Source organism: Streptomyces sp. NPDC001508 (genome assembly GCF_040298665.1).
In the GTDB taxonomy this organism is placed as follows: domain Bacteria; phylum Actinomycetota; class Actinomycetes; order Streptomycetales; family Streptomycetaceae; genus Streptomyces.
The window spans coordinates 15,329-33,056 of record NZ_JBEPAP010000010.1; the positions used below are offsets into that span (position 1 = coordinate 15,329).

Below are 17,728 nucleotides of genomic sequence, written 5' to 3' on the forward strand. Positions count from 1 at the left end.
GAACTACGGCCCACCGGTCCCGGGGCTATTCCGGAACTACGGCCCACCGGTCCCGGAGCTATTCCGGAACCACGGCGCACCGGTCCCGGAGCTGTTCCCGGCGCCACGGCCCACCGGTCCCGGGGCTACTCCGGGGCCACGGCGCTCCGGCCTGCGACCTCCGGTGGCACATGTCGCTCCTGTGCGCCGACAACGCCCCCGCCCGCGCCGCCGCCCAGCCCGTGCGCGGGCCCCTGACAGCCCTGGGCCAGCGCGATGCCGAGCGCGACCAGCAGGGTCACCACGACGAACACGAACAGCCGCTGCCGCAGCAGCCGCGGATTGGCGGGCCGTCTGCCGGTGCCCGTGGGGCGCGGCCCCTTGCGCCCGGCCCCGCTGCGCGGCGCGGGCCTGCTCCCGCTGCCGGAACGCGTCGTGCCGCGCGACACCGGGGTCGGCCGCGCACCGCCGGGCCGCGCACCGCCCCCCTTCGCGCGTGCGGCACCGCCCCCGCGCGACGGTGTGCCGCCCCGCGAGGGAACCCCGCCCCGCGGCACCGGGGTACCGCCCTGCGAGGACTGCGGGCGGCGCTGGGTGCGCTGCGGCTGCGGGTAGGTGTCGGTGAGCCTGCCGGTGGGCCGGTCCGCCTCGGCGACGCGCGGCGAGGGCGGCCGTACATCGGTCAGGCCCTGTGCCTCCCGGGCCGCGATCTCCTTGAGCCGCAACGACAGTTGGAGGGTGCTCGGCCGCTCCTCGGGGTCCTTCGCGAGGCACGCCCGGACAAGCGGGGCGAGCGCGTCCGGCACACCGTGCAGCAGCGGCTCCTCGTGCACCACCCGGTACAGCATCACCTCCGAACTGCCGTGCCCGAACGGCGAGTCACCGGTCGACGCGTACGCCAGCGTGGCCCCCAGCGAGAACACGTCGGTGGCCGGCGTGACGGCCACCCCGCGCACCTGCTCGGGCGCGAGGAAACCCGGGGAGCCGACCGCCGTGCCGACGTGTGTGAGCGTGGAGGCGCCGGTCGCCCAGGCGATGCCGAAGTCGATGATCCGCGGCCCCTTCGGGGACAGCAGGATGTTGGACGGCTTGAGGTCCCGGTGCACCACGCCGGCCTCGTGCACCGCGACCAAGCCCTCGGACAGGGCGGCCCCGACGGCCGCCGCCTCGGCGGCCCCGAGCGGCCCCTCCTCGGCGATCTTGTCGTGCAGCGAGGGGCCCGGCACGTACTGGGTGGCGAACCACGGCCGGTCGGCGTCCAGATCTGCCGCGACGAGCCGCGCCGTGCAGCCGCCCCGGATCCGCCGGGCCGCCGAGACCTCGCGCGCGAACCGCGACCGGAACTCCTGGTCCTCCGCCAGATCCGGCCGGATCACCTTGAGCGCGACCCGCTGTCCCTTCTTGTCGGACCCGAGGTAGACAACGCCCATCCCCCCCGCGCCGAGCCGTCTGTGAAGCCTGAACGAGCCGATGACACGCGGGTCCTCGCGCCTCAGGCGCATCATCGCCATGTTCATCCCCGCTGCCCGGTCCGTGTGACGTGGCACAGCTTACGTTTCCCCGGCCGCCCGCGCGCAGAGGCCGCGCCCTCTCGGCTCAGGGGATTGTCGGTGCGCGGTGGGAGACTTGAAGAGTGGCCGGGGACCCTGCCGACGCGGAGCCCTTGACCGGACTGTGACTCCAACCGTCCGTGACGGAAGGGGGATTGGACCTGTGAAGGGTGACCGCGTGGAGATAGTCGTGGACGCCGGGGACACGACGCGGACCTATGAGGTGGTGGCGAGCAGGGCGGGCCGCCGCGTGGAGACAACGGTGCGCCGTGGAGTGGTGGAAGTGAGCGAAGTCACCAGAAGCGGCACGGTCGTGCGCACCGCACGTTTCATGGCCAACCGGGTCCTCGCTCTGGTCGAGCAGCCGGTGCCCCGCGAGGACAACTCGGAAAAGCGCGACCACTCCGGACGCCCCCTCCGGGAAGACCCCGAGACCTAGGACCACGTCTCCACCCAGGGGAGTACGCAGCAGGTGATGGCTCATCCTCCCGTAGGCCCGCGAATCGATACGACGGCATGACGTCCCGCGGGCGTCGCCCCCCTAGATTTGAGGTCAAGCGGCGGGTGCAGCACTCGTCCCCCGAGGTCAGACGCCCGCCGCTGCCAAGGACAACCGACACGGTCAGGAGAGGGACCATGGCCTACACGGCACCGCGGACGCTGCTCCGCGCACAGGGACGCAGCGCGTTCCGTGCCCGCCGTCAGGGCCGTCGCCACCCGCTGGTGGCGACGCTCATGGCCCTTCCCCTGGCGGCCCTGCTCCTCGTCGTCTTCGACGGCTGGGAGACGGTGGCCACACAGGCGTCGTCCGTGGGCGTGATGCTGGGGCGCTGACCGGCGACCCCAGGCCCGGAAGAGCGGTCCGGGCGGGGACATCCACCCATGAAACCCCGTGGGGACGGGGGTGCGGCGGACGGCACAAATGCCGGCGCAGCTGGGGAGCTGCGCCGGCATTGCTTTGCCCGCACGACCCCGCCGACCGGCGAATCCGCACGACCCCGCCGACCGGCGAACCCGCACGACCCCGCCGACCGGCGAACCCGGACGGCGACGTCCTGCCCGCGGATGACCCCTTCCGGCAACGGCCCGTGCCCGCGCCGCTTCCCGGCCCCGCCCTTCGACGACACCGCCGTTTCGAAGCCCGTATCGCAGCCCGAGGCCGACACGTAGGCTCACGGCAGCAGCCGTCGGCCTTGAGGAAGCTTCGTGACCGTATCCGTCCTGCCGCGGCTGGCCGCGAAGGCCAGGGGCGCCGCCCACCCGGAGGGGACGCCGTGCGTCTGCGGAGCGACCGTCGCCCTCGCCGACCGCCCCGACGCCACCGTGGTACGGCACGCGGACGTCGTCGCGAAGGCCCACGCCCCGGACACCGACCGAACCGGCCTCGACATACGTCTCGCCATCGCCGCCCGCCTGCCGGACGTCTTCGTGTCACCGCTCGGCACGGCACCGGTCACCCTCGGCGACCGCCTCGCGACGCTCTGGCCGTACGGCACACCGGTCGACCCGCACACCCCCGACGCGGCGCCGTGGGAGGCGGCCGGCACCCTCCTCGCCCGCCTCCACCGCACCCCCGCGGCCGGGCCCGTGACGGCGACCCTGCGCGCGGCCCCCGCGCCGCCGCCCATGCGCGGCCCGCTCAAGGCCGCCCGCGCGATCACCCGCCTGCGCGCCGCGCTCACCACGGCCGGCACCCCCGCCGCACCCCCGGTCCTGCGCGCGTGGGCCGCCCTGCCCGCCTGGGCGCGCGCGGCGGCCCCCATGCCCGGCCCCGCCGCCCTCTGCCACGGCGACGTACACCTCGGCCAGTTGGTGCGGCACCCCGCCCCGGACGGTCCCTGGCGGCTCATCGACGTGGACGATCTGGGCGTGGGCGTTCCGGCCTGGGACCTGGCGCGCCCCGCCGCCTGGTACGCCTGCGGGCTCCTCCCGCCCGACGAGTGGACCCGCTTCCTGACCGCCTACCGTGCCGCAGGCGGCCCCGCCGTCCCCGCCCACGGCGACCCCTGGCCCGCCCTGGACGTCCCGGCCCGCGCCCTCACCGCGCAGACCGCCGCCGTGGCCGTCGCCAAGGCGCTGGCGGCAGACCGCCCACCGGACGAGGTGGCGGCGGCCCTCGTCGACGCCTGTGCCCGAATGGACGGCGCCCCCGCCGAGTTGACACCCGAATTCCCGACGTAGGCTGCAACCGGCCGGGGCCTGGCGGAGTCTGTCCTGGCGAACCGCGAAGCAGCACCGACCGGCGAGGAGTTGAGCCGACCATGCAGTGTCCGAAGTGCCATGCGCCGATGCACACCTACAACCGCAACGGCGTTCAGATCGAGCAGTGCAGCGGCTGCCGCGGCATCTTCCTCGACTACGGAGAACTGGAGGCGCTGACCCGCCTGGAGTCCCAGTGGTCCCAGCCGGCCCCGCCGCCCCCGCCCGCCCCGCAGGCGTACCCGGCCCCGTCCGCTCCCGCATGGGGCGCCCCGCACGGCGGTCACGGACACTACGGCCACCAGCGTCACAAGAGCTTCGGCCACATGCTGTTCTCCAGCTGAGCCCACGAAGAAGCCCCCGGCCGTACGAGACGGCCGGGGGCTTCGGGATGTGGACGATACTGGGATTGAACCAGTGACCTCTTCCGTGTCAGGGAAGCGCTCTCCCGCTGAGCTAATCGTCCTCGGGACGGTGACCTCGCGGTCACATACCGTGCGTGCGCGATACTGGGATTGAACCAGTGACCTCTTCCGTGTCAGGGAAGCGCTCTCCCGCTGAGCTAATCGCGCGGGGACCCTCGCGGATCCAGTGGACGATACTGGGATTGAACCAGTGACCTCTTCCGTGTCAGGGAAGCGCTCTCCCGCTGAGCTAATCGTCCTTGGAGGTGGAGACGGGATTTGAACCCGTGTAGACGGCTTTGCAGGCCGTTGCCTCGCCTCTCGGCCACTCCACCAGGAGTGTAGGGGATCGGGACGACCCCTGGTTCCTTCGAGCGGACGACGAGGCTCGAACTCGCGACCTCAACCTTGGCAAGGTTGCGCTCTACCAACTGAGCTACGTCCGCTTGTCGTTTCGGTCGGCGTCAGCGTCCCGGCGACGAGTTGAACTCTAGCGGATTCCCGAGCCAGCACAAAAACGCGTTTGCGCAGCGTGCTGCCCTGCGCTCAGCGAACGGCATGGTCAGGGCGCCCGCCGGAGACGCCCGGATCACCCTGGGGACACCCGTCCTAGACTCGACCGCGTGCCCCACCTGCCCGCTCTCGCCCGCTTCGGTGACCGCGTCGCCACCGGTCTCCTCGACGTCACCGACGACCCCGCGGCCCTGGACTCCACGGGCTTGTGGGCGGTCGCGGCGGACTTCGAGGGCCGGCTGACCTGCGCCCGCTTCGCGGACGTCCGGACGGAGCCGGTAGCGGCCCCGGTGCCGGGGCGGTGGCGTGGACCGGCGCCGCGGGAGTGGACGTCGTCCCTGGACCACGCCGCGTACACGGCGGCCGTGCGCCGGATCCGCGAGCACATCGCGGCCGGCGAGGTCTACCAGGCCAACCTGTGCCGGGTGCTGTCCGCGCCCGTCGCCCCCGACACCGACATCGACGCCCTGACCGCGCTGCTCGCCCGCGGCAACCCGGCGCCGTACGCCGGAACGATCCGGCTGCCCGGCCACGGGGTGGAGATCGCCACCGCCTCGCCCGAGCTGTTTCTGCGCCGTGACGGCGCGACGGTCGAGTCCGGCCCGATCAAGGGCACCGGGCGCACCGAGGCGGACCTCCTGGAGAAGGACTACGCCGAGAACGTGATGATCGTGGACCTGGTCCGCAACGACATCGGCCGTGTCTGCGCCACCGGCAGCGTGACCGTGCCCGAACTGTGCGCCGTGGAGAAGCACCCCGGCCTCGTCCACCTGGTGTCCACGGTCCGCGGTCGGCTGCGCCCCGGGGCCGGCTGGCCGCAGCTGCTGGCCGCCGCGTTCCCGCCCGGCTCGGTGACCGGCGCGCCCAAGTCGAGCGCGCTGCGGATCATCGAGGCGCTGGAGACGGCACCCCGGGGGCCGTACTGCGGCGGCATCGGCTGGGTGGACGCGGACCGGGGCACCGGCGAGCTGGCCGTGGGCATCCGCACCTTCTGGCTCGACCGGTCCGGCGCGCCCGGGGCGACACTGCGCTTCGGCACCGGCGCCGGCATCACCTGGGGCTCGCAACCGGAGGCGGAATGGCGGGAGACCGAACTGAAGGCGTCCCGGCTGCTCGCGATAGCGTCGGGCGCATACGACCCGAGCGGGGAGGAACCCTGACGTGAAGATCTGGCTCGGCGGCGGCCTGCGGGACATCGAGTCCGCCCGGGTCTCCGTGCTGGACCACGGACTGACCGTGGGCGACGGCGTCTTCGAGACGGTGAAGGCGCAGCGCGGCAGGCCGTTCGCACTCACCCGGCACCTCGACCGGCTGGCCCGCTCCGCACGCGGCCTCGGCCTGCCCGAGCCCGACCTGGACGAGGTCCGCCGCGCCTGCGCGGCCGTCCTGGAGGCCGACCCGGTGCCGCTGGGCCGGCTGCGCATCACCTACACCGCGGGCGAGGGCCCGCTCGGTTCCGACCGCGGGGGACAGGGCCCGACCCTGGTGGTCGTGCTGGGCGCCACCACCCGCCGCCCCGACTCCACCGCCGTCGTCACCGTCCCCTGGACCCGCAACGAGCGCGGCGCCCTCACCGGCCTGAAGACCACCTCGTACGGGGAGAACGTCGTCGCCCTCGCCCGTGCCGTCCGACAAGGCGCGTCCGAGGCGCTGTTCGCCAACACGGTCGGACAGCTCTGCGAGGGCACGGGCTCCAATGTCTTCGTCGTCGTGGACGGTGAGCTGCACACCCCGCCGCCGGCCTCCGGCTGTCTGGCCGGCATCACCCGCGCGCTGACCGTCGAGTGGACCGGCGCCAAGGAGACCGACCTGCCGCTGGACGTGCTGGAGCGCGCCGAGGAGGTCTTCCTCACCTCCACCCTGCGCGACGTCCAGGCGGTGCACCGGGTGGACGGCCGTGACCTGTCCGGCGCGCCGGGCCCGGTGACCGCGAAGGCCATGCGGATCTTCGCACAGCGGTCCGCGGACGACCTCGACCCCTAGCTAGTACCAAAAGGGGCTGACGCGTGGCGCCGCAGGGGGTAGAAATCCGGTGATGACCACGACCCTGCGGCCGACCGGGCCGCTCCAGCAGGCCGCTGACGGGGCGCTGTCCCGGCACTTCCAGGTGTGTGTGAACGGCCGCCCCGTCGGCGGCGTGCATCTCGCCACGCACGAGCTGTTCGGGCCCACGGTGGCCCGGATCGACGAGCTGAGCATCGACGAGCCGGACAGCGGCCGTGGCCGTGGCACGGTGGCCGTGCTCGCCGCGGAGGAGGTGGCGCGCGGCTGGGGCTGCGAGCGCGTCGAGATCACGGTGCCCGCGGCGGCCGGGGCCGCGGTGCGGCTGGCCACGGCGCTCGGCTACGTCCAGCGCAACCGCCGGATGTCCAAGCGGCTCGGCGACGTGCCGCCGGAGTTGCCGGCGGGCAGCCGGGGCAGGCCCATGACCGAGGCCGAGTTCGGTCCCTGGATCAAGAAGGCGATCAAGGACTACACCCGCAGCTGGATCGACCGCGGGGTGCCCGCGGACGCGGCGCGGGCCAAGGCGGAGCGGGACCACGCGCGGGCCCTGCCGGACGGCCCGGCCACCGCGGACACCCTGCTCAGCGTCCTGGAGCACGAGGGCACCGGGGTCGGCACGCTGTGGCTGTCGGTCGCCGGTGACCGGGCGTTCGTCTTCGACGTGGAGGCCGACGAGCGTTTCCGCGGCCGTGGCCACGGCCGCGCCCTGATGCTGCTGGCCGAGGCCCAGGCGGTGGCGGCAGGACACCGCGTCCTCGCCCTCAACGTCTTCGCGGGCAACACACCGGCCGAGCGGCTGTACGAGTCGCTGGGGTACGAGACGGTGGAGTACTCGCTGTACAAGAACCTGCTCTGAGGCACGCGGACGCGCTCGGTGCTCGGCGGCCACCGGGGTACCGGGCCCGCTCCGGAGGACGCCGGGGTACCGGGCTCGCTCCCGAGGGCGAGGCGCCGTCGCCGTCAGGTGTGCGCGGACAGCAGCCGGTCGGCGATCTCCTCGATCCGCTCGCGCAGACCCTCCTGGCTCTTGCCGCCGTCCAGGCGCTCGCCGCCGATGACATACGTCGGGGTGCCGGTCACGCCGATCGCCTTGCCCTCGGCCTGGTCGGCGTCGACGACGAGGATGTGCCGTCCGTCGATCAGCGCGGTGTCGAACTCCTCGGCGTCCAGGCCGAGTTCACGGGCGACCTGGACCAGAAGCGGTTCTCCCTCGCGGTCCAGTTCCGCGACGCGGCCGAGGACCGCCTCGACATACGCCCAGCCCTGCCCCTGGGCGAACGCCTCCTCGGCGGCCTGCGCGGCGGCGAAGGCGTGCCGGTGCTTGTCCAGCGGGAAGTGCCGCAGCCGCAGCTCCAGCCGCTCGCCGTAGCGGGCGCGCAGCGCGCGGAGGTCGTCCAGGGCGGTGCGGCAGTCCGGGCACTGGAGTTCGCACCAGACGTCGAGCACGGGCACGGGGACGTCGCTGGGCGCGGGGGAGGAGTCGCTCATAAACGCCAGTCTTCCAGGCGCGGCCCCCACGGCCGAATCGGCGCCGTACGCGGCCGACCGGCACCTGCGAAGGAGGCGACCCGGAGATGTCCCTGATCTCGGGCCCGGCCATGGCACCGCGGGGAGGGGACGGTGCAGGATGGAAGGGACGAAGCGCACCTCGTGCTTCGGTCTGCCCGCCCGAGCCCGCCAGGAGGACCGGATGATTGCCGAGACCGTCTGTTCCGCCGTGTCCGCGGCCGGCCTGGGCCTCGCGGTGGTCACCGCGTACCGCAAGCGCTTCCTCGCCGCCACCCGTATCGCGGCCTACTCGCTGGTCCCGGTGGGCCTGGTGATGACGGGGGTCGTCGGCTGGCTGGCCGACACGGCGTTCAGCCCCACCGCATGGGCGGGCTTCGGTGTGCTGGGCGCCGCCTGGGCCCTGTTCGCGACGACGCGCGCGGTAGAGCGCCGCCGCGGCGGTACCCGCGCGCAGCGCAAGGCCGCCCGTGGATCGCAGCCCGACGCGGTGGCCCCCGCCACCTCGGCGCCCTCCCTGGGCCCGGCGTCCCGCCCCGCGGCCCGGCCCGCGAGCGCGCCCCGCGCCGCCGGCTCCTCGGACGACTTCAGCGACATAGAGGCCATCCTGAAGAAGCACGGCATTTGAGGCCCGGCAGCCGACGTCGGCCCCGGCGCTGAAACGACACAGTCCGTCGGGACCATGTCCGGAAGTGATCATGAGCCGAGCGGATCCGGACCGGACATTACGGAATTCGGCGAACTCCCGCATGATCCGGGCGTGTTGATCGCGAGCGGTCCGTCACCTGGGCCATGATCGCCCCCGAGATGCTGGACACGACACAGAGCGAGGCCGCGCCGCCGAAGGACGAGCCGCGCGGGTGCCTTTTCGCCCTTTCCCAGCCACCGCTGATGATCTTCCTGGCGGTGATCGGGTGTCTGCTCCTCATGGCTGCGCTGCACGATCTGCTGTTGCTGTGAGTCGTACACGCCGGTCCCGGCGCCACCCGCCGGGACGGGCGTCGGCACCCCGGCACCGCAAGGCACACCAGCACCTGCGGTCCGGTGCCGTCCACGGCCCCGAGCAGGCCCTTGAGGCGGGACAGCTCGGCGGCCCTGCCCAGGATGCCCGGAGCGGCGGGGTGGTCGGGGCCGCACGCGGCTCCCGCCGGTCCTCGGGGACACCCTCGGTGTCGAACCACGTCTGCGCGCGCCGCTTCAGGGCGTGGCACTCGGCGCGCATGGGTCCGTAGGCCGAGAACACGGCGGCGTTGCGGAGGGCGACGAGTTCGGTCACACCGCTCTCGGCGGGGAGCGGGCGGCGCCGGGAAACCGGAGCCCGGCCGGACGGCCGGAACGGGATTCCGTCGGGTGGTCGGAGCGGGGCGTTTGCCGGGCGCGGTCAGCCCGTCGCCTCCTTGCGGCGGGCCCGGTACGCGGCCACATGCAGCCGGTTTCCGCAGGTCCGGCTGTCGCAGTAACGGCGCGAGCGGTTGCGGGACAGATCGACGAAGGCCCGCCGGCAGTCGGGCGCCTCGCAGCGCCGCAGCCGCTCCTGCTCTCCGGCGACCACGAAGAACGCGAGCGCCATCCCGCAGTCGGCGGCGAGATGGTCCGCCACGGAGGCGCCCGGCGCGAAGTAGTGCACATGCCAGTCGTAGCCGTCGTGGTCCGTGAGCCGCGGGGTCGTCCCCGCCGCCGCGACCAGCTCGTTGATCATCCCCGCGGCGGCCCGGACATCCGGGGCCGCGAAGATCCCCGCGAACCGCCCGCGGACCTTGCGCACGGCCGACAGATCGAACTCGGAGAGCATCCCGACATCGCTGATTTCGTGTTTTCGTACGAAATCCTGGAGCGTCGCGACGTCCGGCAGTCCGTCCGGCGCAGCGTCCTGCTCCGGCACGGTGTTCACCAGATCCACCACGGTGTCGAGCGAGCACCGGGTGTCGTGGGTGATCAGCACGTTTCGCTCCCTGGCGTGAGGGTCGGGCCGGTGCCCGCCGATGCTGGCCGATGGTAGTTGGCCGGAAGCCGGAAGAACGGCTTCCTGCGCATCGCGGTTCCCGCCGGCCCGCGGCCCGGGAGCGCCGCCGGACCGGCCCGGGCACGCCCAAGCCGCCGCCGCGACGGCTCGCGGTGGCGGCTTCGGCCACGCCGTATGCGGTTGTCTTGGCCCGAGCCGTCTCCCCGAGTGGACGGCGCCGGGCTGCTTCGAGGGCGGCCTAGCTCTCCGCCAGGATGTGCGACAACTCCTGATCCAGATCGAAGTGCCGGTGTTCCGTGCCGGGCGGCACGGCGGCGTCGGTTCGCTTCAGGAAGGATTCCAGGGCCCGCGCGGGGGCCTCCAGCAGGGCCTCCCCCTCCGGGGAGCTGAGGGCGATGCACACGACGCCCTGGCCGTGACTGCGGGAGGGCCAGACGCGGACGTCGCCGGTGCCGGTGGGCCGGTGCAGGCCCTCGGCGAGGAGGTCGCGGGCGAACACCCACTCGACGGTCTCCTCGGCTCCGGTGTGGAAGGTGGCGTGCACGGCGTAGGGGTCGGCCGTGTCGTACCGCAGGCCTGCGGGGACAGGCAGGGAGGACTCGCTCGACACAACGAGGCGCAGGTGCAGCTCGCAGCTGACCGTGGTGTTCATAAGCGCCAGGGCCTTTCGCTCAGTGTGCGCTCGGGGATTCGCACGTCGGCGAAATCGACATGCCACCTACGGTGCCGTTGTAAACCCCTCTGAGTGTTTTGCGTGTCTTTAGGTACCTCTTCCGGCCGAGAACCCGAGCGGGGATCACCGCCATTCCGGTGACTGGTTTCACTCGGGTAGGGTTTGGTCGTATGAATACGGGGAGTGACAGGTCGGGCGAGGCCGCCCCGGTCTCCGGCCCGGACGAGACGGAGCCCGAGGTGGCGGGCGCGGAGCCCGAGGTGGCGGGCGCGCCGCAGGAGCAGGGCCTCGGGTCGCGGGCGCCGGAGTTCATCAAGGCGCGTCGTGCCCTGCACGTGAGCTGGCAGGTCGGCGTCTTCGTCGTCGGCCTCGCGGTCGTGGTGGCCGGCATCATCATGCTGCCGCTGCCCGGACCCGGCTGGGTGGTGATCTTCGGCGGCATGGCGATCTGGGCGACCGAGTTCGTCTGGGCCCAGCTCGTGCTCCGCTGGACCAAACGGAAAGTGACCGAGGCGGCCCAGCGGGCGCTCGATCCCAAGGTGCGCCGCCGCAACATCACGTTGACGGTGATCGGCCTGGTGATCGTGGCGGTGCTGCTCGCGATCTACGTCTGGAAGTTCGGCATCGTGATGCCCTGGAAGATCAAGGACCAGTGATCCGGCGGGCGGGCGCCGCCCGGCTCCCGGCGCGGCCCCCGGGCGCCGCTGCGCCGTGGGTCGGAGGCATTCCCTGACATGGGGTAATCTTCTTCCTGCGCCCGGGCGATTAGCTCAGTGGGAGAGCGCTTCGTTCACACCGAAGAGGTCACTGGTTCGAACCCAGTATCGCCCACCCGGGTCGGCGGCCCGTCTGCGACAGTGCAGGCGGGCCGTCGTCGTCTTTGCCCCCGGCTGAGCGTCGTCCACGCCGTTCCGTTCGGCCCGAATCATCGACGCCGCTCCACCGCCGGGGAACGGGTCAAGAGGATCAATCAGACCATTGCGCTCTTCGAGAAGAAGTCCCCGAAGATCAGAGTGAAGACGGACTTCCAGACGTATCAATCGTTCTGGGAGAAGTTCCAGAAGCAGGCCGTCGGTGGAAATCCACCGGATGTTTTCCAGAATGCGGTCGGATTCCTTCGGACGTACGACAATCGGGGCGTTCTCCTCGACCTCAAGTCACAGGCGCCGGCAGGGAATCTGAGCCCGGATCACTTCCGTGCGGACGTCACGAAGCCGGGCGAGATGGACGGAAAGCCGGAACCGGGCCGCAGTGGCGGCGACTTCGTGACCGGACCGGCCACGCTGTCCCGGGCAGCGAGGCGGGCTGGGAGTCCACCGACGACACCGCCCTGTACGGCCCCGCCGCGATCGAGAAACCAGCGCTGCCGGGCGACAGGATGCCCGGATGGCGGTGGAGGGGGAGCGCCGTCGCACGGGCGGCGGCGCTCGTACCGAGGAGTGTGGCCCACCCCGCCCCGCCCGGCATGAGTACGCGTACTCAGATGACTCCCACCGGCAGACTGCGCCCATGGACTGGACCCACTACCGCTTCCGCAGCCGGTGGCCGCTGCCCGCGCCGCCCGCCGCCGTCTTCGCGGCGCTGGAGCGGGCCGAGGAGTATCCGCGCTGGTGGCCCCAGGTGCGCACGGTGACCCGGCTCGACGACAGAACCGGCGTCATCACCATCCGCTCCGCCCTGCCCTACGAGATGACGTTCACCGCGCGCGCGGCGCGGCGGGACCCCGCCGCCGGCGTCCTGGAGGTCGCCCTGACCGGGGACATCGAGGGCTGGGCCCGCTGGACCGTCACCGCCCAGGGCACCGGCACCCTCGTCCGCTACGACCAGACCGTCGTCGTCACCAAGCCGCTGCTGCGGCGACTGGCCGTCCCCGGGCGGCCCTTCTTCCGTGTCAACCACCGGCTGATGATGCGGGCCGGCCGGCGCGGTCTGCTCGGGCACCTCCGAGCGGTTTGAACGAATCCCGTCGGGACCTGTATGGTTCAGTGCGTTCCCGGGCGATTAGCTCAGTGGGAGAGCGCTTCGTTCACACCGAAGAGGTCACTGGTTCGAACCCAGTATCGCCCACCGCCCGACGGCGACGGGGCCCGCATCCGATGCGGGCCCCGTCGCCGTCGTCGTGCTTCAGGCGGCCCTCGGCAGTTCCGGACGCAGCGGCCAGTCCGTGCTCACCGCCTCGTTGGATCCGCTGCGCGCGAACCATGCCTGAAGACCTCGGGCCTGCGCCGCGTGCCAGGTCGTCTGCAGCGTGTGCAGCTCGGCCGGGGACAGGCGTTCCAGCCGGGTCGCGAAGCGCCGCCCGAGCGCCCGTACGACGCCCAGCGCGGCCAGCGCGTCCGCGGCGGCGTCGTGCGCGCCCTCCAGCGCCACACCGTAGTGCGCACACAGATCGGTCAGCGTCCGGCGGCCCTTGCGATAGCGGTCCAGATGCTTGTCCAGCACCCTCGGGTCCAGGACCAGCAGCGGCGCCGACTCGAACCAGCGGTCCAGCGACGACGCCCGATGGCGGCGCAACTCCCGGTCCAGCAACGTCAGATCGAACGGCGCGTTCATCACCACCAGCGGCCGGCCCAGCGCCGCATGCCCCGCCAGCTCCTCGGCTATCTCGAACATCACCGGCGCCGGCCAGCGGCCGTTGCGCTGCAGGTGTTCGTCCGTCAGCCCGTGCACCGCCGTCGCCGCCCGCGGCACCGGCACGCCCGGGTTCACCAGCCAGCGGGTCACCCGGGGCCGGGTGCCCGGCGCGTCCTGGACGACGACGGAGGCCGACACGATCCGGTCGGTCTCGACATCCACGCCCGTGGTCTCCGTGTCGAAGGCGGCCAGGGGTCCCTCGTACCAGCACGTCATGCCCACACAACTCCTCGTTCACCCACGGCAGATGACGGCCCGTCTGCTGCCTGTTTGGTGATACCCGGGCTGTTTGCGCACTACGCCGTAAGGACACAACAGGAGTACGGGTCTTTGCAGTTCAGCGGCCCGTTGCGGGAAAACACTCGGCTGGGAAGGCTGTTGGTCATGGCGATAGCGCAGCCCGAGCGGGGCGGGCTGCTGCCCGAACGTACGGGCCCCCATCGCGGCACACTCGCCACCACCGCCTGCATGGAGACACTGCAGGTCGGCTATCTGCACGCGGTCGCCGCCGCCGCGGGCTGCTCGCTGTCCCAGCCGTTCCCGGACAACGGCATCGACTGGCACGTCAGCCACAGCGCGCCCGGACACACCGTCGACGACGAGGTGACCATCAAGGTGCAGCTCAAGTGCACCTACCAGATCGCGCCCAACCCCCCGGGCCGGTTCTTCTCCTTCACCCTCGACAACGACCACCTGCGCAAGCTCGCCCGCACCCCCGTCTCGGTGCACAAGATCCTGGTGGTGATGCTCGTCCCGCGCTCCCAGGACGACTGGCTGCGCGCCAGCCACGACCGGCTCGACCTGCGGCACTGCTGCTACTGGGTCAACCTGGCGGGCCAGCCGGTCACCGGCCGGCACCGGACCACCGTGCGCATCCCCACCGGGCGCATCTTCGACGACCGGGCGCTGTGCGAGATCATGACGCGGGTCGGGACGGGAGGCAGACCATGAGGCACCGTCCGGCCGACGAGCCGCTGCGGGAGGTCAGGCCGCACCCGGCCGACGCCCACGGGAACCACCCCACCGAGCCCGCCGGGCCCGACCCCGCCACCGTCGACCCCGCGGTGCTCAGCGCCCTGCTGCACCGGCACGGCTGGCAGCGCCGCGGCGGGGCCGCCGGACGGTACGGCCGCTGGACCCCACCGGGGCCGGGCGGCGGGACCAGCCTGCTGGTGCCCGAGAGCCGGGCCTTCCCCGACAGCGAGGACCTGCTCGGCGAGGCCCTTGTCGCGCTCTCCCGCAGCGGTACGCCCTCCGCGCGCGAGGTGCTCGTCGGGCTCGCCGTGCCCAGCGACGAGATCCACTGGTGGCGGGACGTGCCGAGCGGCCCGGCGGGCGCCACACCCTGGACGGCCGAGGAACAACTGCGCACCGCCGCCCGGCAGATGCTGCTCGCGGGCGCGCTCGCCGGCCATGGGCGCGCGGGCTACCACGGCGCCCGGCACCGCAGGTCGGCCGCCGCGGCACTGGCGGACGTCCTGGTCGGGCCGACGGCCGGCGGCCACCTCACCGCCTTCGTCCCGGTGGGCACCGGACGCCCCCTGTGCGTACGCCTGCACCAGTCCCTGAACGCCGCCCGCGAGGCGATCGACTACCAGCGGGCCACCGGCGGCATGGACGCCTTCGACGCGGCCGTCGACGCCGGCGTCAGCCGCGAGTTGACCGAGGCGCTGGTGGCCCTCGTCCGCGGCACCGAGGGCGCCAGGATCGCCGTCGCATGGGCGCCCGCCGCCCAGGTCCCCGAGGACTGCGCGAGCGCCGCCGAGCCCGTCGAGTTCTCGCCCGGCGACCTGCCCGTGCTGCGTGAGGCCGGCAAGCGCTATCTGCGGGACGAGCCCTCCGTCCCGGTCCGGGTCACCGGCACCGTGGTCCGCCTGCGGCGCTCCGGCCCGCGCGGCGCGGGCACCGTACGGCTGCGGGTGATATCCGGCGCCGAGGTGCCGCACATCCGGGTCACCCTGGACGAGGAGGACTACCGCATCGCCGGGCACGCGCATCTCGTCGGACTGCCGGTACGGGTGCACGGCCGGCTGGAGAGCCGGGGCGGGTTCCGCCGGCTGACCGGCGCCCTCGGGGTGGTACCGGTGCAGGTGGACGAGGCCGAGCGGGACCGTCTGATGAAGTCCCTTCAGGAGGATCTCGACTTCTTCGAGGAGGCGTGCACCGGCGACGACTGCGACTGACCGGGGGCGGCCCCTCACCCAGGGCCACCGTTTCGCCGTCGGCGGGCCCGGGTCGGTACGATCCCCTATTGCGCGCGCTCCTGGTACGGCGCCCGCATCCACCAGCAGTCAGGAGAGACCGGTGTCAGACGTCCGTGTGATCATCCAACGCGATTCCGAGCGGGACGAGCGCACGGTGACTACGGGCACTACGGCCGCCGAGATCTTCGCCGGCGAGCGCTCGATCATCGCCGCCCGGGTGGCCGGAGAGCTGAAGGACCTCGCCTACGAGGTCAAGGACGGCGAGACTGTCGAGGGCGTCGAGATCTCCTCCGAGGACGGTCTGAACATCCTGCGCCACTCCACCGCGCACGTCATGGCGCAGGCCGTGCAGGAGCTGTTCCCGGAGGCCAGGCTGGGCATCGGCCCGCCCGTCAAGGACGGCTTCTACTACGACTTCGACGTCGAGAAGCCGTTCACGCCGGAGGACCTCAAGGCCGTCGAGAAGAAGATGCAGGAGATCCAGAAGCGGGGGCAGCGCTTCTCCCGCCGTGTCGTGACCGACGAGGCCGCCCGCGAGGAACTGGCCGACGAGCCGTACAAGCTGGAGCTGATCGGCATCAAGGGGGCCGCCTCCGCCGACGACGGCGCGGACGTCGAGGTCGGGGCCGGCGAGCTGACGATCTACGACAACCTGGACGCCAAGACCGGCGAGCTGTGCTGGAAGGACCTCTGCCGCGGTCCCCACCTGCCCTCCACCCGCGCCATCCCGGCGTTCAAGCTGATGCGCAACGCGGCCGCCTACTGGCGCGGCAGCGAGAAGAACCCCATGCTCCAGCGCATCTACGGCACCGCCTGGCCGTCCAAGGACGAACTGAAGGCGTACCTCGACTTCCTCGCCGAGGCCGAGAAGCGCGACCACCGCAAGCTGGGCAGCGAACTCGACCTGTTCTCCATCCCGGAGCAGATCGGCTCCGGCCTCGCCGTCTTCCACCCCAAGGGCGGCATCGTCCGCCGCGTGATGGAGGACTACTCGCGGCGCCGCCACGAGGAAGAGGGCTACGAGTTCGTCTACACCCCGCACGCGACCAAGGGGAAGCTCTTCGAGACCTCGGGCCACCTGGACTGGTACGCCGAGGGCATGTACCCGCCCATGCAGCTCGACGAGGGCGTGGACTACTACCTCAAGCCCATGAACTGCCCGATGCACAACCTGATCTTCGACGCGCGCGGCCGTTCCTACCGCGAACTGCCGCTGCGGCTCTTCGAGTTCGGGACCGTGTACCGCTACGAGAAGTCGGGCGTCGTGCACGGTCTGACCCGGGCCCGCGGCTTCACCCAGGACGACGCGCACATCTACTGCACCCGTGAGCAGATGTCCGAAGAGCTGGACAAGACGCTCACCTTCGTCCTCGGCCTGCTGCGCGACTACGGCCTGAGCGACTTCTACCTGGAGCTGTCCACCAAGGACCCGGAGAAGTTCGTCGGCTCCGACGACGCCTGGGAGGAGGCCACCGAGACGCTGCGCCAGGTCGCCGAGAAGCAGGGCCTGCCGCTCGTGCCGGACCCGGGCGGCGCCGCCTTCTACGGCCCGAAGATCTCCGTGCAGGCCCGCGACGCCATCGGCCGCACCTGGCAGATGTCGACGATCCAGCTCGACTTCAATCTGCCGGAGCGCTTCGACCTGGAGTACACCGGCCCCGACGGCTCCAAGCAGCGCCCGGTCATGATCCACCGCGCCCTGTTCGGTTCCATCGAGCGCTTCTTCGCGGTGCTCCTGGAGCACTACGCCGGTGCCTTCCCGGCCTGGCTGGCGCCGGTGCAGGCGGTGGGCATCCCGATCGGCGACGCACACGTCGAGTACCTGGAGAAGTTCGCCGCCGCGGCCCGCAAGAAGGGCCTGCGCGTCGAGGTGGACTCGTCCTCGGACCGGATGCAGAAGAAGATCCGGACGGCGCAGAAGCAGAAGGTTCCGTTCATGGTCATCGCGGGCGACGAGGACATGTCGAACGGCTCGGTGTCCTTCCGCTACCGCGACGGCTCCCAGGAGAACGGCATCCCGGTCGACGAGGCCATCGCCAAGATCGTGAAGGTCGTGGAGGAGCGGGCACAGGTCTGAGCGGACCCGCGCGACGGCCCCC

General features: G+C 72.3%; 19 protein-coding genes, 7 tRNA genes and 1 pseudogene. 17 read left to right on the top strand and 10 right to left on the bottom strand.

Annotated features, from left to right (window positions below; translation table 11 throughout):
- Positions 1–125: 125 nt before the first annotated feature.
- The gene (locus tag ABT245_RS12145; RefSeq protein ID WP_351732516.1) at positions 126–1,496 is read right to left on the bottom strand and encodes a serine/threonine-protein kinase; all 1,371 of its coding nucleotides are present in this window, start codon (positions 1,494–1,496) and stop codon (positions 126–128) included.
- Between the two features lie 196 nt (positions 1,497–1,692).
- On the opposite strand from ABT245_RS12145, the gene ABT245_RS12150 reads away from it, so the two are divergent.
- The 4 genes from ABT245_RS12150 (at position 1,693) to ABT245_RS12165 (ending at position 4,072) form a co-directional block, all read left to right on the top strand.
- Positions 1,693–1,968: a DUF8836 family protein gene (locus ABT245_RS12150; protein ID WP_351732156.1), complete on the top strand. Its 276-nt coding sequence runs from the start codon at positions 1,693–1,695 to the stop codon at positions 1,966–1,968.
- Between the two features lie 197 nt (positions 1,969–2,165).
- Positions 2,166–2,363, top strand: coding sequence for a hypothetical protein (locus tag ABT245_RS12155; protein WP_351732159.1), 198 nt, complete (start codon positions 2,166–2,168; stop codon positions 2,361–2,363).
- Between the two features lie 372 nt (positions 2,364–2,735).
- Positions 2,736–3,710 carry a phosphotransferase family protein gene (locus ABT245_RS12160; RefSeq protein WP_351732162.1) on the top strand — a complete coding sequence of 325 codons (975 nt, stop codon included), beginning with the start codon at positions 2,736–2,738 and terminating at the stop codon, positions 3,708–3,710.
- A gap of 80 nt (positions 3,711–3,790) precedes the next feature.
- Positions 3,791–4,072, top strand: coding sequence for a TFIIB-type zinc ribbon-containing protein (locus ABT245_RS12165; protein WP_351732164.1), 282 nt, complete (start codon positions 3,791–3,793; stop codon positions 4,070–4,072).
- A gap of 50 nt (positions 4,073–4,122) precedes the next feature.
- Here ABT245_RS12165 and ABT245_RS12170 read toward each other — a convergent pair.
- From ABT245_RS12170 to ABT245_RS12190, 5 genes are all read right to left on the bottom strand, one after another.
- Positions 4,123–4,194, bottom strand: a tRNA-Val gene (locus ABT245_RS12170).
- Positions 4,195–4,228: 34 nt separating this feature from the next.
- Positions 4,229–4,300, bottom strand: a tRNA-Val gene (locus tag ABT245_RS12175).
- Positions 4,301–4,320: 20 nt separating this feature from the next.
- A tRNA-Val gene (locus ABT245_RS12180) sits at positions 4,321–4,392 on the bottom strand.
- 1 nt (position 4,393) lies between these two features.
- Positions 4,394–4,467: transfer RNA gene (locus tag ABT245_RS12185), tRNA-Cys, on the bottom strand.
- A gap of 38 nt (positions 4,468–4,505) precedes the next feature.
- Positions 4,506–4,578, bottom strand: a tRNA-Gly gene (locus ABT245_RS12190).
- Positions 4,579–4,755: 177 nt separating this feature from the next.
- On the opposite strand from ABT245_RS12190, the gene ABT245_RS12195 reads away from it, so the two are divergent.
- Genes ABT245_RS12195 through ABT245_RS12205 form a run of 3 tightly spaced genes read left to right on the top strand, consistent with a single transcriptional unit; the run spans position 4,756 to position 7,505 of the window.
- Positions 4,756–5,805 (top strand): chorismate-binding protein, encoded by a 1,050-nt coding sequence (locus tag ABT245_RS12195; RefSeq protein ID WP_351732167.1) that lies wholly within the window; start codon positions 4,756–4,758, stop codon positions 5,803–5,805.
- 1 nt (position 5,806) lies between these two features.
- Positions 5,807–6,628 carry an aminotransferase class IV gene (locus ABT245_RS12200; RefSeq protein ID WP_351732170.1) on the top strand — a complete coding sequence of 274 codons (822 nt, stop codon included), beginning with the start codon at positions 5,807–5,809 and terminating at the stop codon, positions 6,626–6,628.
- A 52-nt stretch (positions 6,629–6,680) separates the two neighbouring features.
- Entirely contained in the window at positions 6,681–7,505 is an 825-nt protein-coding gene (locus tag ABT245_RS12205; protein WP_351732172.1) for a GNAT family N-acetyltransferase, read from the top strand.
- Between the two features lie 104 nt (positions 7,506–7,609).
- On the opposite strand, the gene ABT245_RS12210 is transcribed toward ABT245_RS12205, so the two are convergent.
- Positions 7,610–8,137 carry a DsbA family protein gene (locus ABT245_RS12210; RefSeq protein WP_351732175.1) on the bottom strand — a complete coding sequence of 176 codons (528 nt, stop codon included), beginning with the start codon at positions 8,135–8,137 and terminating at the stop codon, positions 7,610–7,612.
- A gap of 202 nt (positions 8,138–8,339) precedes the next feature.
- Here ABT245_RS12210 and ABT245_RS12215 point away from each other — a divergent pair, with 202 nt between their 5' ends.
- On the top strand, positions 8,340–8,783 hold the full coding sequence (locus ABT245_RS12215; protein WP_351732178.1) for a hypothetical protein: 444 nt from the start codon (positions 8,340–8,342) through the stop codon (positions 8,781–8,783).
- Between the two features lie 164 nt (positions 8,784–8,947).
- Positions 8,948–9,115: a hypothetical protein gene (locus ABT245_RS12220; protein ID WP_351732531.1), complete on the top strand. Its 168-nt coding sequence runs from the start codon at positions 8,948–8,950 to the stop codon at positions 9,113–9,115.
- 421 nt (positions 9,116–9,536) lie between these two features.
- On the opposite strand, the gene ABT245_RS12225 is transcribed toward ABT245_RS12220, so the two are convergent.
- Together ABT245_RS12225 and ABT245_RS12230 are read right to left on the bottom strand one after the other, a co-directional pair.
- Entirely contained in the window at positions 9,537–10,097 is a 561-nt protein-coding gene (locus ABT245_RS12225; protein ID WP_351732180.1) for a CGNR zinc finger domain-containing protein, read from the bottom strand.
- A 259-nt stretch (positions 10,098–10,356) separates the two neighbouring features.
- Positions 10,357–10,770, bottom strand: coding sequence for an SsgA family sporulation/cell division regulator (locus ABT245_RS12230; RefSeq protein ID WP_004002642.1), 414 nt, complete (start codon positions 10,768–10,770; stop codon positions 10,357–10,359).
- Between the two features lie 191 nt (positions 10,771–10,961).
- Between ABT245_RS12230 and ABT245_RS12235 the strand changes: the two genes are divergently transcribed.
- From ABT245_RS12235 to ABT245_RS12255, 5 genes and pseudogenes are all read left to right on the top strand, one after another.
- Entirely contained in the window at positions 10,962–11,447 is a 486-nt protein-coding gene (locus tag ABT245_RS12235; RefSeq protein WP_351732183.1) for a TIGR02611 family protein, read from the top strand.
- 103 nt (positions 11,448–11,550) lie between these two features.
- Positions 11,551–11,622 (top strand) — tRNA-Val (locus ABT245_RS12240).
- Positions 11,623–11,648: 26 nt separating this feature from the next.
- Positions 11,649–11,972: pseudogene (locus ABT245_RS46045) on the top strand (extracellular solute-binding protein); the annotation flags it as partial.
- A 328-nt stretch (positions 11,973–12,300) separates the two neighbouring features.
- Positions 12,301–12,747, top strand: coding sequence for an SRPBCC family protein (locus ABT245_RS12250; RefSeq protein WP_351732188.1), 447 nt, complete (start codon positions 12,301–12,303; stop codon positions 12,745–12,747).
- A 39-nt stretch (positions 12,748–12,786) separates the two neighbouring features.
- Positions 12,787–12,858, top strand: a tRNA-Val gene (locus tag ABT245_RS12255).
- 57 nt (positions 12,859–12,915) lie between these two features.
- Here ABT245_RS12255 and ABT245_RS12260 read toward each other — a convergent pair.
- Entirely contained in the window at positions 12,916–13,641 is a 726-nt protein-coding gene (locus ABT245_RS12260; RefSeq protein WP_351732191.1) for a 3'-5' exonuclease, read from the bottom strand.
- Positions 13,642–13,809: 168 nt separating this feature from the next.
- Between ABT245_RS12260 and ABT245_RS12265 the strand changes: the two genes are divergently transcribed.
- From ABT245_RS12265 to thrS, 3 genes are all read left to right on the top strand, one after another.
- The gene (locus ABT245_RS12265; protein WP_351732193.1) at positions 13,810–14,376 is read left to right on the top strand and encodes a DUF4365 domain-containing protein; all 567 of its coding nucleotides are present in this window, start codon (positions 13,810–13,812) and stop codon (positions 14,374–14,376) included.
- Positions 14,373–15,608, top strand: coding sequence for a hypothetical protein (locus tag ABT245_RS12270; RefSeq protein WP_351732196.1), 1,236 nt, complete (start codon positions 14,373–14,375; stop codon positions 15,606–15,608). The genes ABT245_RS12265 and ABT245_RS12270 overlap by 4 nt, the downstream gene beginning before the upstream one ends.
- A 121-nt stretch (positions 15,609–15,729) precedes the next feature.
- Positions 15,730–17,706 carry a threonine--tRNA ligase gene (gene thrS, locus ABT245_RS12275; RefSeq protein WP_351732198.1) on the top strand — a complete coding sequence of 659 codons (1,977 nt, stop codon included), beginning with the start codon at positions 15,730–15,732 and terminating at the stop codon, positions 17,704–17,706.
- Positions 17,707–17,728 lie beyond the last annotated feature (22 nt).

Bases quoted from the DNA above. Each gene is read 5' to 3' on its own strand.
- ABT245_RS12270 (WP_351732196.1), top strand. From the start codon at position 14,373: ATGAGGCACCGTCCGGCCGACGAGCCGCTGCGGGAGGTCAGGCCGCAC.
- ABT245_RS12145 (WP_351732516.1), bottom strand. From the start codon at position 1,496: ATGAACATGGCGATGATGCGCCTGAGGCGCGAGGACCCGCGTGTCATC.
- ABT245_RS12250 (WP_351732188.1), top strand. From the start codon at position 12,301: ATGGACTGGACCCACTACCGCTTCCGCAGCCGGTGGCCGCTGCCCGCG.
- ABT245_RS12210 (WP_351732175.1), bottom strand. From the start codon at position 8,137: ATGAGCGACTCCTCCCCCGCGCCCAGCGACGTCCCCGTGCCCGTGCTC.
- ABT245_RS12230 (WP_004002642.1), bottom strand. From the start codon at position 10,770: ATGAACACCACGGTCAGCTGCGAGCTGCACCTGCGCCTCGTTGTGTCG.
- ABT245_RS12165 (WP_351732164.1), top strand. From the start codon at position 3,791: ATGCAGTGTCCGAAGTGCCATGCGCCGATGCACACCTACAACCGCAAC.
- ABT245_RS12260 (WP_351732191.1), bottom strand. From the start codon at position 13,641: ATGACGTGCTGGTACGAGGGACCCCTGGCCGCCTTCGACACGGAGACC.
- ABT245_RS12205 (WP_351732172.1), top strand. From the start codon at position 6,681: ATGACCACGACCCTGCGGCCGACCGGGCCGCTCCAGCAGGCCGCTGAC.
- ABT245_RS12215 (WP_351732178.1), top strand. From the start codon at position 8,340: ATGATTGCCGAGACCGTCTGTTCCGCCGTGTCCGCGGCCGGCCTGGGC.
- ABT245_RS12220 (WP_351732531.1), top strand. From the start codon at position 8,948: ATGATCGCCCCCGAGATGCTGGACACGACACAGAGCGAGGCCGCGCCG.
- ABT245_RS12155 (WP_351732159.1), top strand. From the start codon at position 2,166: ATGGCCTACACGGCACCGCGGACGCTGCTCCGCGCACAGGGACGCAGC.
- ABT245_RS12235 (WP_351732183.1), top strand. From the start codon at position 10,962: ATGAATACGGGGAGTGACAGGTCGGGCGAGGCCGCCCCGGTCTCCGGC.
- ABT245_RS12265 (WP_351732193.1), top strand. From the start codon at position 13,810: ATGGCGATAGCGCAGCCCGAGCGGGGCGGGCTGCTGCCCGAACGTACG.